Raw genomic sequence first — 14538 nt, 5'->3', positions numbered from 1 at the left:
ACAATCCATTTACTAGTTTTTACTTTGTATACGATCATTTACTTCTTTCCGGAAAGGGGAGGCGATCGCTGGCTGTATCTATCGATAATCAAAGTTTTTGTTCAATATTGAAATCGCAGCTTAACAGATGAGATTGTGTAGCGACAATCCGCTAGTCCTTCAAACGTTTACTAAAACTTCTGAAAAGACTAAAGACGTGACTGGGTTGACCGCTAACAGCGATCAAGGACTCCATTACACGTCTTACGCTTGCACTGCAAAGGTTAGCGCCAAAATCAATTATTACCGATTATGCCTCAATGGGTAAGTCTTGTAGGCTTGTACCCAACCTTTGTCGACATCGCTAATCAATCCGATGATAAGCTGAAGTTCCTCAGTTCCCATTCAAGAAAACGGATTAGTTAAAGCACTCAGCCCGACGTTACTTGATGCTCCCGCCACTTTCTTTCTTGCTTATAATAATTTGTGCAACAGCTCTGAATCCGATCCATCATCGCTGCATAACAAGCTCATTACACGGAATGTATAGTTATAAATCCTCCTTTTAATCACCCTATTTATTAAGACCAAAGAAAAAATGCTTACCACTGAAGACCAATGGCAAGCATTTGTTTTAACTATCATACTATTTTAAAAGAATTACGAAAGCAATAACCTAGGATAACAATACCTTTTCATCTATCAAACCTTTGGGATATGTCCAGGGTTATCTACTGCCTCTGATAGAAACAGTATGGAACACAAATTCCATATTATATACCTGTTAGGTTGAGAAATTAGTTTTTTTCGATTATTGGAGCCTTCAGAAGACTCTCGCTTTTTGTATTATGGGGCTGGGTATCCGTGGTTAAAAACTACTTACGGGACAGCCCCCTTAATTTTAGCTAAGTATTAATCCAATTCTGCTCTTGAAAATAAATCCTTTATTACAGCATCATCTTCACAGGCTTTTTTAAAGTCTACAATAAATTCTTTTAAGCTTTCAGGATTTGAAGAATATGCACAAAACATTCCTGCTTCAGGATCAAATCCGATATCTTCTGCCAGATGCGGTTTTCTTTCATCTAAAAAAACTCGTGCTAAAGATTCCCAATCATAACCATTTCCCTCAACGAGCCCGTATCACTCTGTTCACCATCCTGCCAGTACAGCCGCCAAATCTTCTTTCAACAAGTCCGTCCGGTAGGGCGTCTTTTTCTTCTTCAACTTCTCGTCCAATATCGCGGCGATCTCCATCAGGTCCCGCTTAAACATTTCTTTCTGTGTCTCAAGCGGAAGCTCTCCCTCCAGACGGGTAAAATGCCGGGTGATTTCCAGCTTGAGCTGCCCGCTGCGCTTTGCCAGTTTGCCGACCTGCAATCTGGGACGAATAAAGTAAGCTGCAGCGAAGTCCGGCGGAACATCCTGCTCCGCATGAAAATACTCATAGCGCACACAAGGATCGTCGTGATGGCTAAACCAGCAGTGAATGCCCAGATAGCCAAAACCTTCGCCGTAGATCTCCTGCCGCATGTCGCGGTCGAGCCGATCTCTAAGCTGCTCCAGGCTGTCCACAAACGGTTGCGCAGAGCGCTGGTAATTGCCCGATCTGACCATGCGAACAGGATTTTTGGGCAATGGGTTGCGCTGTGTAGCCAAAGCAGGTATCCCATAGTTGGCCATATCGTGGCCTTCATGAATGATAAAGCTATCCCCGCGCTTGCTCCAGCCTTTGGATGTACCTTCAATCGTGGTAAAGGTTCGGGTACGGAGACTGGAATAGTAGGAGCCGTTGATCCATTTCTCGGCAATCGCCTCCACAGGCTCACGTTCCCCCCATCCCACAATGCGCAGCGCCTCGCACACGCGAACCAGCTTGTTCCATTCCTCAATATTCGCGTTTTCCTTCGCCGTCTCGATTGAATTATCGTTGAATGAGCTAACCGGGGATATGATTTTTATAACTTAAAAGCCCTTACCCCCACACGTTCACCAGCACTTCTCCGCTTTACCCACAACCCAATTTGTCGCCGTCACTTATGGTACGGGTTCCCCCGATTAATCTAATCGCCCGATACACCTGCTCCAGCAGAGCAAGCGCATCAGTTGGTGCGGATAGGTCAGGCGGCCGAAGGTGAGCTTCTTGTCGAAGCTGGACAGGACGATGGGCTATTTCCAAATTTGCCGTGAAGCGAATTACTCTGGACGGCGGGAAGCGCGTAGGCAGTGTCGAGTGCGTGTTCAACAAGGAGACCGAGAAGCATTTTTTAAGCGTTGCCCTTCCGCTGAAATGTGGGGCTTTTCATGTCCGAAAAGCCCCACATTTCCAAATAACTTATACTCACTCTTATTTAGTGTTACTGTCATCGGTGCAACCGAAGTTAGTACCTAAAGCCAGCGACTCTTAAAGCTCTCTCTATGAGATCAGCTTGTGTGAACATCCTCAGTCTACGGAGTTCAATGACAAATAACGGCCAAGGCGGATGAATAGCCATATACGGATTTGTATCCGGACCTGTATACATTCCTCCACCCGGTCCTGTGTATAACCCACCGCCTGGTCCCGTGTAGAGACCACCGCCTGGTCCTGTATACAGCCCACCGCCCGGCCCTGTATATGCGCCTCCACCCGGTCCAGTATATAACCCCCCGCCTGGTCCTGTATACGCTCCTCCACCTGGTCCTGTGTACATACCGCCCCCTGGGCCTGTATACGCTCCTCCACCGGGGCCAGTGTACATTCCACCGCCTGGGCCTGTATACGCTCCGCCTCCGGGGCCGAAGTACATATTTCGAACCCTCATAGCTGCACTCATTCTTACCCTCTCCTTCCAAATTTGAATACTAGCTCTAACCTTTCATCCTGTTGAAGAAAGAATGTCGACTTCAGACATTCAAACCCTTCTGTAAAGTTGGCCGTATGCTCAAATTATCTCTCATTGGTCATGGAAGGAACAGGGCGAATGTATGGCGAACTGATTTTTCGTATTATTTTTCGCCGTCACTTATGGTACGGTTCACCGTAACACCTCAAAGGCGAATTTTTGAGGCACCCAGCAGTAGCAGGTGCCCTCATGAAGAAGCATAACGGTGAAATGGAACAAGGTGACGCCGGTTGAGACCCGTCGCCACCTTGCTCCGAACTGTTTGGGAAACTTGATTTTTTGCCATTCAAGCTATACTTACCCCTTCTGAGACTTTAATTCTTTCATCGTTGGATAATCCGTATAGCCCTCGCTCCCATTACCAAAGTACAATGTTGTACGGTCTGCTTCATTCAAAGGGAAACCTTCTTTAAGACGCTCCACCAAATCCGGATTAGCTAACGACCATACCCCGACTGGCGCCACATCAGCAAGGCCATTATCAATATCTACACTAATATCTTCAAGTGCTCGTCCCGCTCGATTGACCAATAATGGATGGGGCCAAATCGAACGAATTTCACGGAGAAGTGTTTCGTTCCCTAAATGCATAACATGGAGGTATGCTAAATTGTAATTAGCTAATTCTTTTACTAGGTGGAGATAAACCTCTGGTCCTTGTTCGCCTTCGTCAATCCCGTTAAGAGGCGTTCCTGGAGAAATACGGAAGCCCGTTCTTTCCGCTCCGATTTCTTCAACGATTGCTTTCGTTACTTCGATTGCAAAGCGAGCGCGGTTCTCCACGGACCCACCGTATTTATCCACTCGTTTATTCGCGTTTTCACTGATAAACTGATTAATCAAATAACCGTTGGCTCCATGAATTTCAACGCCGTCAGCTCCTGCTGCAATAGCTGCTGCTGCCGCTTTTCGAAACTCCGCAATTGTCGTTTGAATATCTTCTTCACTTAGCTCTCTTGGAACGGGTACGTCCAGCATCCCTTTAGCCGTAAATATTGGTTCGCCGGGTGCGATCGCAGATGGCGCAACTGCTTGACGATGATGCGGAGTATTGTCGGGATGCGATATCCGACCGACATGCATTAATTGGATAAACAGATATCCGCCTGCTTCATGCACCGCATCCGTAACCTTCTTCCAACCTTCAATATGCTTTTCAGTATAGATGCCAGGTGATCTTAAGTAACCTTGACCATCATCAGAGGGTTGTGTACCTTCCGTTATAATTAAACCCATAGATGCTCTTTGAGCATAATAAAGGGAAGTTAGTTCTCCAGGTGTACCATCCTCTTGCGCTCTGCTTCGTGTCATTGGTGCCATCGCCAACCGATTAGACAATTCCAGGTTTCCAATTTTCGTTTTGCTCCACAATTTTCCCATTTTCATGCACTCCTCTTTTGTCTATATTCGGCTACTGCTCCACTTTGCCCTGTGCGGATCCGACCAAATGGGTCATCAGCTTGCGCGGCAGTAACCGCGGAAGGAAAGCCATCAGCCGGTTACGCCCCCCTGTAATAATTAACGTCTTGCCTCGCATGAATTCGCGATATCCTATGTCGGCTACCTGCCCAACCTCCATGACGCCGCTCCTAAACAGCTTTGAGGAGGCTAACCCCGCACGATCTACGAAGCCAGTCGCTGTCGGTCCCGGACAAAGCGCCGCTACAGTCACACCGGTGCCCTTCAGCTCGTTCTCCAAAGCCTCGGTGAACGAAAGCACATAAGACTTTGTCGCGTAGTAAACCGCCATCAACGGTCCTGGGAAAAAAGCCACCAACGAAGCCACATTCAGCACGTCCCCTTGGCGCCGTTTGACCATATCTGGCAGGAACACCTTCGTCATAGCAGTCAGAGCCTTGATATTGATGTCGATCATGTTCATCTCTTGCTCTAACTGCGTCTCCAAGAATGCCCCGTACAAGCCGAAGCCCGCATTATTAACGAGATAGTCGATTGTGATCCCTTGCTCTTTTAGCTCCTCGTAGATCTCCTCCGCCACGCCGGGCAACGCGACATCTTTGGCGAAGACCGTTGCTTGGACGCGGTATCTTTCCCGATATTCCTTCGCGAGATCCAGGAGCTTGGCCTCACTACGCGCTACCAGCACCAAGTCGTATCCATCTTTGGCGAATCGATCCGCTAGCTCTTTACCTATCCCGCCCGACGCTCCGGTGATGAGTACTGTTTTGCTCATCATGCCAGCTGTGGGTACAAGGCAGCAACACCGCCTGAGAGAGCTTTTTGGAGATTGCGGCTTGATTCATCGGCAAGAATCTCAAAGCTGTCGGACTCTATTCCATTAATAGCCATTTTTGCAACTCCCGCAGGGTCAACCTTAGGAGCTTCAATGCCCGCCGTCATATCGGTTTCCATAAAGCCCACGTGCAAGCCGGCTACTCTCACCTTTTGTGGATACAGATTTAAGCGCAACTCGTTCGTTAGAGCCCACTCTGCCGCCTTTGCAGCCGTATAAGCGCCTGCACTTCCCATACTGAACCAAGATAATGCGGAAAGAATATTCAGAATAGACCCTCCACCATTATTTGAAATAACAGGTGCGAAAGCACGAACCATGGACAGTGTGCCAAAGAAGTGCGTATTAAATTCCAATTGTATTTTATCGAGATCGCCGTCAAGCAAAGAAGCGCCTGTAGAAGAGCCTGCATTGTTGATCAGAAGCGTAACGTCCTTAGCGGTCATAGCAGCTGCAGCTACCTCTTGCGGGTTGGTAATATCAAGCTTTACAGGTATTACGCCTGGAATGTCGAGGGATTCCGGATTTCTTACGCCAGCATACACTTTAGCCCCTCTGGATAGAAGTTCGAGGGCAAGATGGCGGCCTAAACCTCGGTTCGCGCCGGTGACAAATGCGATTTGTTCAGAAATTTTCATTTTAAGGTGCTCCTCACTTTATCTTTAATATTAACTTCCCTTTTGCTCTGCCCGATTCTGAGTACTCCATCGCCTTTTGAGCGTCTTCAAAAGGAAATATTCGATCGATAACAGGCTTTATTTTTTCGGATTCAATCCATTTGGAAAGGATCTTCAGTTGCCTGCCGCTCGGTTTCATGAACAAGAAGTTGTATTTGACATTGTATTTTTTCTCTAGTTTCGTGATCTTGCGGGCAATCAATCGAAAAATATTCGTTTTGATGAAGCCAAGCCTCTCTGCTTCTCCGAACCGTGCATTTGGCGGCCCTGAAACCGATACAATATGCCCGCCTGGTTTGACTATTTTAAATGCCTTCTCTAATGTCTCTCCGCCAAGAGTATCGAACACACCATCATAATTTTGTAACAGCTCATCGAATTGTTCCGTTTTATAATTGATGATTTGATCGGCTCCAAGCGACTCGACCAATTGGGCTCCAGCGTCGCTTGTCGTTGTTGCGACATAACCCCCCATCACTTTGGCAAGTTGGATCGCAAACGTACCCACGCCGCCCGATCCGGCTTGAATCAATACCTTCTGCCCGGCCGATAGCCTCATTCGTTCATGCAATACTTGATAAGACGTAAGCCCAACCAATGGGATTGACGCTGCTTCCGCAAAGGATAGGTTTTTAGGTTTTAGGGCGATATCGTTTTCATGTACGGAGATATATTCAGCAAAGGCTCCACCCTTACTTGGCCGTCCGAATATTTCATCGCCGACGTTAAACTTTGTAACCTTTCTCCCCACTTGAATGACAATACCTGAGAAATCATATCCTAGAACATGCGGCATATCGTAATTCAACAGTACGCGTAATTTACCATCCCGCACTAAGAGATCGAGAGGGTTAATACTTGCCGCATGGATTTCCGCCAACACATCATGATCGCCTACTTCAGGAATTGGAATGTCAGCCAACTTAAGCGGGTATTTGCCGTATTTTTCAATTACCATGGCTTGCATCATGTCACCTCCATTTGCTTCGATTCATATTCGAGAACGATCATTCTAAAAAAAGCACAAAAAATTGTTTTCTAAATGGGGAAGAAATGAATCTGTTATTTTTCTAAAAATTTTATCGATACTTGGGCGATACGGTAAAGTTTCTCTTTAGCAACCGAGGTTCTTGCCATTACCCTTAACCCAACCCATGCATTATGCAGATATTCCGCCAATTCACCGGCCTCATAATCAGTGGTGAACTGACCGTCCCGTTGCCCCCAAGCAATAATGTCTTTGAGCAGCTGCTCTGCTGTGGCGAACGCTTCAGTGGACTTTGTATCCACATCGGCATCTCGTGCTGCCAACTCCACGGCCGAATTCACCATTAAGCATCCGGGAGGCGAGTCCTCTTCTCCCTCAATCATGAGTTCGAAAATAAACTGAAGAGCTTCCGCTGCAGTCTTGGAGCGCTTAACCCCTCCTTCAAGAGAGGCGCTAATTTTATTGTCGAAACGATCCATCGCTTTTAGAAACAGCTGATGTTTATCGCCAAATGTGTCATACAAACTTCTTCGATGGATTCCCATATGCTCGACTAGATCAGTCATGGACGTCTTCTCGTAGCCCTGTTGCCAGAAGAGTCTCATCGCTTTATCCAATACCGCACTCTCTTCAAACTCCTTGCTTCTGGCCATTTCATTCCCCCCCGTCATCAATATAGCATATTGAGAACGATCAGTAAAGAATTGAAGGTTACCTTAACTTTCCGATGCAGCACTTATCATTCCCCTTGCAACCTCGGGATAATACTAGTTGAATACTACCAAATTAGGATGTCTCTGAAAATTCGCCGTTACTTGTGATACGGTTCACCTTAACGGGGCTATCGGCGAACTCAGACGTATATTTGACACATCAGTACAAAATGATTATTATGTTTTATTAGAGAGCAGGAAGGGGGATGAATGAAGTGAGGAAAAGCGGAAGACCACGAGAGTTTAAGGATACCGCAGTGATCGATTCGGCTATGGAATTATTCTGGGAAATTGGCTACGAGGCTTGCTCGACAGAAGATTTGTGTAAACAAACTGGTCTTGGAAGAGGAAGCTTATACAATGCATTCGGAAGTAAGCATGAGCTTTATGAACAAGCCCTCTTGCATTACCATGAAATCGGCATCCAAGCCCAGATTGAGATTCTCCAGGGACAGGGGCCTATCAAAGACCGCCTTCGTGCTTTGTTGGATTGGGCCATCCAAGAGGACTTTTCAAACGAGAATCGAAGAGGTTGCTTATTGATCAATGCTGCAATGGAGCGTGCGCAAAGAGATCCGGTGGTCGATCGCCTATTCAAACGACACGTGGATTTGCTGGAGCAGGCTCTGCAACAGGCTATTGAGACGGGACAGATGTCGGGAGAGATCTCGCGGACACATCAGGCTTCGGATTTAGTCCACCTCTTTCTAGGCAATTATTATGGACTCCGGGTACTCAATGCTGCTCAGAATCGTGAAAGGGCCATTCAAATGGCCAAAGCAACGTTGGAAATCGTATTTTAGCGTTACGCTTTTTTATGGCTTATTTTGTACTGATTAATAAAAAATTAAAGACGTCTGAGCAGATCACCTTAGAAGCATTATCACATCTCATTTTGTACTAATCATTACAATTCATTGAGAAATGGGTATAATTGCTATGCCGTTTGCTATTTATGTACTGGGGATGATGATCTTCTCCATGACCACTGCCGAATTCACAGTGGCCGGAATCATGCCTTCGTTATCGAAGGAATTTGACGTATCCATTGCTTCCGTCGGCTACCTTATAACCGCTTATGCTGCAGGGATGATTGTGGGGGGGCCCTTGTTAGCGATTGGCTTGTCCAAAGTGTCGAAGAAGAGGGCCTTCTTATTGATTTCCGCCATATTCCTGTTCGGTCAGATTCTTGGCGCTTCAGCCATCAGTTATGAGATGATGATGGTTGCCCGGATCATTACTGGGGTTTCCTCCGCTGCCTGCTTCGGCATTTCGCTGGGTATTTGCTTTGACTTAGTCAGTCCTCAGTACCGCGGTCGTGCCGCTTCCATCGTCCTTGGCGGCTTAATGGTTGCTACCGCGCTCGGATTGCCCGCGGCGATGCTATTCAACCAATATTTCGGATGGCGGTCCAGTTTCTGGGCGGTTGTCGTACTGGTTTTGCTGTCCGGAATTTTGGGCATGAAAGTGGTCCCCACCGCATCCCATTCGGAGTCCGTTAGTTTGCGCAGTGAACTGGCGAGTTTCAAAAATCCGAATCTTTGGGCTGCCTTTGCGACCAGCCTTCTCATTATCGGGGCGACGTTTGCCGCATTCAGTTATTTTACACCTATCCTTACCGACCTCTCCGGCTTTGACACCGCTATAGTTCCGCTTATGTTAGGAATATACGGCATAGCCACCATCGCAGGAAACCTTGTTACCGGCAGAACTGCCGATCGATATATGATGCCAACCCTAAGCATAGGATTAATGCTCTTAACTGCAGCGCTGATGATGTTCGGACTCTATCCACGCAGTCCGTACATCTCAGTCATTGCAGTCATTATGATCGGCCTAACGGGGGTGACCCTGAATCCCGCTATGTCGACTCGCATCACCCGCGTTGCAGGGACTGGCACGCTTGTTACGACCATTCACGGATCGATTATTAGCCTCGGCGTCGTCGTCGGATCCTCCATCGGAGGACTGACCATCGACAGCGGATACGGGCTCCACTCTCCGTTATGGGTCGGTTTTATTCTGGCGATCCTGGGCTTGATTTCATTGCTTCCCTACTTAAAGAGAGCTAAAGCGTCAGCCATCATGATGAAGAGCAAGTCTTAATTAGGAAGGGCAATCAGCCGCGAGCGGAGAAAGTATTGTTCTGCGTGGAGATAAAATTGTGCAACTTGCATCCTCTCCCCTTATTAATAATGAGCATGTAGGGTTGTCGCTGCGGGCTGCCGTGGAATCCTTTGGTGCACGAGTCGATTCGCAGCCTGAGTCGTCCGGGATTTCTTACCTCCGAAGAGTCGCATGTGGTCAAGCTCGTCTTTGCTGATGCCGTGGCGTCCCTTGGTGGAGCCATCATGCTGATATGTTCTACGGAACAAATTGCAACCGGAATTGGATAAAATAGTTTAATTATCGAGAAAAATTTCACCGTTACTTATGATACGGCTCAGCTTAACGGGGCTATCGGCGAAAAATGTGCCGCGGCGCGTAGTTTCCAACCTATTCACCATGCATAAAAATAATCCTTGATTAGTACCTCGAACAAAATCACCCTTTCATCTCTGAAAGACTTTTCAAAAAAATAAAGCTCATCACGATCCGAAACGATTGTGGGGAAACCGGCCTCCCCACCACTCTTCGGCTTTAACCTATGTATATAAAGAAGAAGGTCGCCGTCGTCATACTCTATGGTTCCGGAGGCGCGATCGCAATCTGCCGTTAACCACCAAGCCGCTGGTGCGGTACCACAGACGATGAAATACGTCTGCAAAGGCGGAAAATGCATGTCTGTTAGTCAAAAGACTTTGATAAGAACCGCGAGAGAGTTCTTTGCAATATCTGGACCGGTTGCAGCCCTTTTGTGCCACAGATATCATCAATACGGGATAATTGATGTAAGATGTCGAAAGGATCGATTTGGAAAAAAGATGTGGTCGATTTGAACCTTTTCTTGGTCCGGGACCAATATAGAGTAAAATAACCAAAATGGGAGGCCGGCCCTTATGAAGGATGAAGAGCTGCATCCGTGGCTTCAGAAGATGATTGGAGGTGATCGGGATGCGTTTCACATCGTTTACGAGCATACGCGCGATCATGTGTATCGAACGGTTGGCTTTTTGGCTAACCAGAAGCAAGACATCCTGGATATCGCGAGCGAGGTGTATATCGAACTTTTTAAATCGCTACCGAAGTATGACTTCCAACAGCCGTTTCGTTCATGGTTCAATGGGTTGATCATTCGTCAGGTACATAACTGGAATCGAAAGCTATGGCGAAAACTAAAATTGTTTCAACGCAGCAAATTGCTGGAGACCGGGCAGGTCGGTGCAAATTCGGAAGACCTGCTCCTTCAAGACGAGCATCGGCAGGATCTTTTTACCTGTGTAAACAAGCTTCCGTACAAACTCAGGGTTGTCATTGTTCTGCGTTACTATCATGAACAGACTTTGGAGGAAATCGCTTCCCTGCTAACCATTCCCGTAGGTACAGTGAAATCAAGACATTATCATGCGTTGCAAAAGCTTCGTAAAGAGAAGGTTCAGCTTATTAAAAATGAGGAGGCGTCCCTGCATGTCCATTGAGATTGAGCTTAAGCGCGAATTCCGAAAAAGTGCAGAAGCCATGAAATGCCCAAAACATTTTGATGTCCACGTCCATACTTTATATCGGAACTATATGGAAAGGAAATCGGTAGCCTTTCTTAGCTTCACATTTACCGGGAAGACTCTCAGGACAGCTGCAATTGCGCTGCTCGTTGTCGTGCTCGCCGGTTTTATTTACGGTTCAACGCAATTGCTGTTCAAAACGAGTACCCAAAACATCAATATCGAGCTTGCAGCCGATTCCAAGCTTGTATTGAAGCATACCTCTGGAAAAGCGATCAGGCAATCGCTGGACGATGTTAGACGTCAGCTAGCTGTAGGAGAGTCGGCGATCGTCTATTTCACCGATTTGGCCAAAGAAGACTATCCGCTTTTCCGGAAGTATCCGGTTTTACCTGTTTCCAATCCCTATCTGTATTCGGACCTCGAACAGTGGACCACATTATTGAGCGAGCGGAATTTAGTGTTTAAGCAGCCCTCCCATCTACCGGCTTCCTATACATTTGCAGGAGGAAAACAGGAGCTGCCTTTGGGAGGAACCATCACCCCCACAAGCTACGGTTTAATTGGCGAGCTGAGGAAAAATGCCGAAGAGACAGGCAATAGCGTCGTTTGGCGCAAAATCGCACTCGAAGCCGCCACCATTCCCGCTTTCACATCCATCTACAAAAACGATCATCAGGAAGAAATCTACGTATCCATGCAAGTAGTGCCGGCTACAAATGTGGATATACGAGGGTTGACGGGCAACCAGACGACCAGCGAAAATGTGAAAGTCAATGAACGCGATGCCTTTTATACGAATAACAATAACCAAATGCTGAGCAAAACGGATGTATATCAGGATTTGGTTTGGCTGGAAAGTGAGCATGACCGGACGATCGTTTACCGGGTAAGCAGCGGTTCGCTCACTGTAACCAAGGATGAGCTTCTGCAGATTGCGCAAAGCATGAGATAAGGCATTTTACGAAAAGCCTGCCGAGCTACAAACCCGGTAGGTTTTTTCCGCAATGTTAAGCTGTATATTGTAACTGTAGCACCTTACCTTCGGTTTCATATCATGCTTCACCTTGCCCACAGGTCATATGTGCTTTGCATCTGGAATAATGGCTTCATGCTTTCCATCGGTAATAATCGGCTCGGCACTTTTTCCTCGCCCACGCTTGTTACTCCAGTTCTCATGGCTCATTACAAATAGCACAAGCCCGAAGGCGAACAAAATCTGAGATAAGCTAAGAAAAGCGAAGTAATCAAGCAAAAATTCAATCGCTACTCCAGCAACTCTTCAGGAAAATCGAATTTGTTTAATCTGCCCCCGCTCCGTATGATTTAGAAACCTACAAGTTGAAGTTTCATGAATCCTATATACGGAGGGCGAAAAAATGTTGGCATGGGAAGATGTTCAAAAACATTACGAAGGTCTTTATGAGGAGAGTATTAACGAAATGTTATCAACCGGTCATCCTACCGGCAGTATTATCGACACGTATCAAGAGGGGCTACTTAGCATCTACGACCGTTGGAATGAGTCTAGCCATCTACCTATAGACGAATTTACGCATGTGTTTAATCCCATATTTCCGACCACGTTTTCCACTACGCTAGGTGAAATCAAGAAATCTTCAGAGGGGACTTATCGCTCCTTCGGAATATGAGCCCATGCCTCTACTACTCATACACTTCCATAATATGTACAGAAGGCCGCCGATTACTCGACGGCCTTCTGGCGACTCAACTATCGTATCCGTTAGCTTAACGGACCTTCCAAATAATTCCCTAAATTCAGCTTCCTTTTAACTCAAATTCATATTCTTTTAAGGAATATATACCAAAATCAGGATATTATGTGCACCGTAATTTAGGAGGAGATTTTTTGACGGTACGGTTGCGAATTACGCTTTGGTATATATGTCTCATCACATTGATTCTAATCATTCTTAGCACTGCACTTTACAGCTACGTCAGCTACAAAACAAATCAGGATGTTAAATCTACCATAAACAAAACCGTGAAGGGTATTCATATCGCTCCATCGTTAGATTTCTGGAACAGTCTTCAAATCGATATCTCCCCCAACATTGCTAACAATCAAGTTATCATCCAAGTTGTAGATTATACCAATCACCAAGTACGCTACTCCAGAAACCTCGTAGAAGCAGGCATTAAGCTTCAGTATCCAGAACCAAGTGAGGACCTTGAACTCAATTACAGCGAGATCAGTATAAAAGGAGATCCATTCACCCTCCTAAACATTCCAATAGTATTCGATGGCCGCATCTTAGTTGGGCTTCTACAGGTTGGAATCTATACAGGAAAAGAAGCTAAAATTCTCCATAACCTTCAGTTGGTTTTGGTGTTATCGTCGATCACGGTGCTGGCCATCGCCTTCCTATTGGGCTTATTCGTATCCAAACGAGCGCTGAAGCCTTTACACAATGTCATCCAAGCCTCCAAACGGATTGAGAGCGGGGACGATCTGAATAAAAGAATACCAAGAGATGTGCCTAACGATGAAATTGGACTTCTTACTGATACTCTTAATAACATGCTTGTCCGACTACAGGAGGCTTATCAGGACTTAAACAAAGCCTACGACGTACAGCGCCGGTTCGTAGCCGATGCGTCACATGAGCTTCGTACGCCGCTTACTACGATCCGGGGAAACGGCGACTTATTAAAGAAGCTTTGGAGTGACTTTTCCTCAAATCCGAATCATCGTTTAGAGCCGCATCATGTGGACTTGTCTCTGGAGGCGATTTTCGATATGAACTCAGAAGCCGAACGTATGACCCGTCTTATTAACGATTTATTGACCTTAGCTAGAGGCGATTCCGGTATTGTCATGGAGAAAAAAACTGTAGCTATCTATTCAGTTGTTACCGAAATCGTTCGGAAGGCGAATTTGCTCCCGCGGACTGTTGAATGGCGAGTTAAGAACATAGATGATCTCATTCATGTTCAAATCCATGGAGATTCAGATTACCTGCAACAACTACTGCTCATTCTGATCGATAATGCCTTCAAGTACACGTCGTCTGGATTCGTTGAATTAGGAAGCCTGCAAAAGGATGGAAATGTTGGAATCCGCATTTCGGATACGGGAATAGGCATGAATTCGGATGAACTCTCCAGGATTTATGAACGCTTTTATAGAGCAGATCTTTCCCGAGGGAAAACATCGGGGTACGGACTTGGGCTCTCCATTGCCAAATGGATCATTGAAGAACATTCTGGCTCAATTGAAGTGTCATCCAAGGAGGATGAAGGGACGACATTCATTGTCTGGCTACCAATGATATTCATAAACATATCTAACTGAGACTACGTTATACTGCCCATTAGCTAACGGGCACATTAGTTCAATGACAACGGCGGTAGTCTAAGACGACTTCTCAGTCTAAAACTTTATTTTCACTGGACAACTTAACTCGAGATGCGCGATC

At 46.3% G+C, this 14538-nt stretch carries 12 protein-coding genes and 2 pseudogenes; 6 read left to right on the top strand and 8 right to left on the bottom strand.

Going from position 1 to position 14538, the window contains the following annotated elements; all coding sequences use genetic code 11:
* Positions 1–891: 891 nt before the first annotated feature.
* The 8 genes and pseudogenes from ACKGJP_RS12250 to ACKGJP_RS12215 all read right to left on the bottom strand — a co-directional run.
* A pseudogene (locus ACKGJP_RS12250) lies at positions 892–1098 on the bottom strand (Imm51 family immunity protein); the annotation flags it as partial.
* A 33-nt stretch (positions 1099–1131) separates the two neighbouring features.
* The gene (locus tag ACKGJP_RS12245; RefSeq protein WP_409345916.1) at positions 1132–1824 is read right to left on the bottom strand and encodes a hypothetical protein; all 693 of its coding nucleotides are present in this window, start codon (positions 1822–1824) and stop codon (positions 1132–1134) included.
* Positions 1825–2012: 188 nt separating this feature from the next.
* Positions 2013–2142: pseudogene (locus ACKGJP_RS12240) on the bottom strand (23S rRNA (pseudouridine(1915)-N(3))-methyltransferase RlmH); the annotation flags it as partial.
* 1019 nt (positions 2143–3161) lie between these two features.
* Entirely contained in the window at positions 3162–4244 is a 1083-nt protein-coding gene (locus ACKGJP_RS12235; protein ID WP_409347144.1) for an alkene reductase, read from the bottom strand.
* Positions 4245–4275: 31 nt separating this feature from the next.
* Positions 4276–5061 carry an SDR family NAD(P)-dependent oxidoreductase gene (locus tag ACKGJP_RS12230; protein ID WP_409345915.1) on the bottom strand — a complete coding sequence of 262 codons (786 nt, stop codon included), beginning with the start codon at positions 5059–5061 and terminating at the stop codon, positions 4276–4278.
* Positions 5058–5756 carry an SDR family oxidoreductase gene (locus ACKGJP_RS12225; protein WP_409345914.1) on the bottom strand — a complete coding sequence of 233 codons (699 nt, stop codon included), beginning with the start codon at positions 5754–5756 and terminating at the stop codon, positions 5058–5060. The genes ACKGJP_RS12230 and ACKGJP_RS12225 overlap by 4 nt, the downstream gene beginning before the upstream one ends.
* A gap of 13 nt (positions 5757–5769) precedes the next feature.
* Positions 5770–6762 (bottom strand): NADP-dependent oxidoreductase, encoded by a 993-nt coding sequence (locus tag ACKGJP_RS12220; protein WP_409347143.1) that lies wholly within the window; start codon positions 6760–6762, stop codon positions 5770–5772.
* 95 nt (positions 6763–6857) lie between these two features.
* Entirely contained in the window at positions 6858–7436 is a 579-nt protein-coding gene (locus tag ACKGJP_RS12215) for a TetR/AcrR family transcriptional regulator (RefSeq protein WP_409345913.1), read from the bottom strand.
* Between the two features lie 275 nt (positions 7437–7711).
* On the opposite strand from ACKGJP_RS12215, the gene ACKGJP_RS12210 reads away from it, so the two are divergent.
* The 6 genes from ACKGJP_RS12210 (at position 7712) to ACKGJP_RS12185 (ending at position 14414) form a co-directional block, all read left to right on the top strand.
* Complete coding sequence (locus ACKGJP_RS12210; RefSeq protein WP_409347142.1) at positions 7712–8299, top strand: TetR/AcrR family transcriptional regulator; 588 nt, start codon at positions 7712–7714, stop codon at positions 8297–8299.
* 136 nt (positions 8300–8435) lie between these two features.
* Entirely contained in the window at positions 8436–9602 is a 1167-nt protein-coding gene (locus tag ACKGJP_RS12205; protein ID WP_409345912.1) for an MFS transporter, read from the top strand.
* Between the two features lie 893 nt (positions 9603–10495).
* Positions 10496–11074, top strand: a complete 579-nt coding sequence (locus ACKGJP_RS12200) for a sigma-70 family RNA polymerase sigma factor (protein ID WP_409345911.1) — start codon at positions 10496–10498, stop codon at positions 11072–11074.
* Positions 11064–12053 carry a DUF4367 domain-containing protein gene (locus tag ACKGJP_RS12195; RefSeq protein ID WP_409345910.1) on the top strand — a complete coding sequence of 330 codons (990 nt, stop codon included), beginning with the start codon at positions 11064–11066 and terminating at the stop codon, positions 12051–12053. Before ACKGJP_RS12200 ends, ACKGJP_RS12195 begins: the two co-directional genes overlap by 11 nt.
* A 424-nt stretch (positions 12054–12477) precedes the next feature.
* Positions 12478–12750 (top strand): hypothetical protein, encoded by a 273-nt coding sequence (locus tag ACKGJP_RS12190; RefSeq protein ID WP_409345909.1) that lies wholly within the window; start codon positions 12478–12480, stop codon positions 12748–12750.
* 218 nt (positions 12751–12968) lie between these two features.
* Positions 12969–14414: a sensor histidine kinase gene (locus ACKGJP_RS12185; RefSeq protein WP_409345908.1), complete on the top strand. Its 1446-nt coding sequence runs from the start codon at positions 12969–12971 to the stop codon at positions 14412–14414.
* Positions 14415–14538 lie beyond the last annotated feature (124 nt).

The organism is Paenibacillus litoralis (assembly GCF_046244365.1).
Taxonomy (GTDB): Bacteria; Bacillota; Bacilli; order Paenibacillales; family NBRC-103111; genus Paenibacillus_V.
Note: the sequence above shows the minus strand (reverse complement) of the source record. Positions and strands in the feature narration are given on the sequence as shown.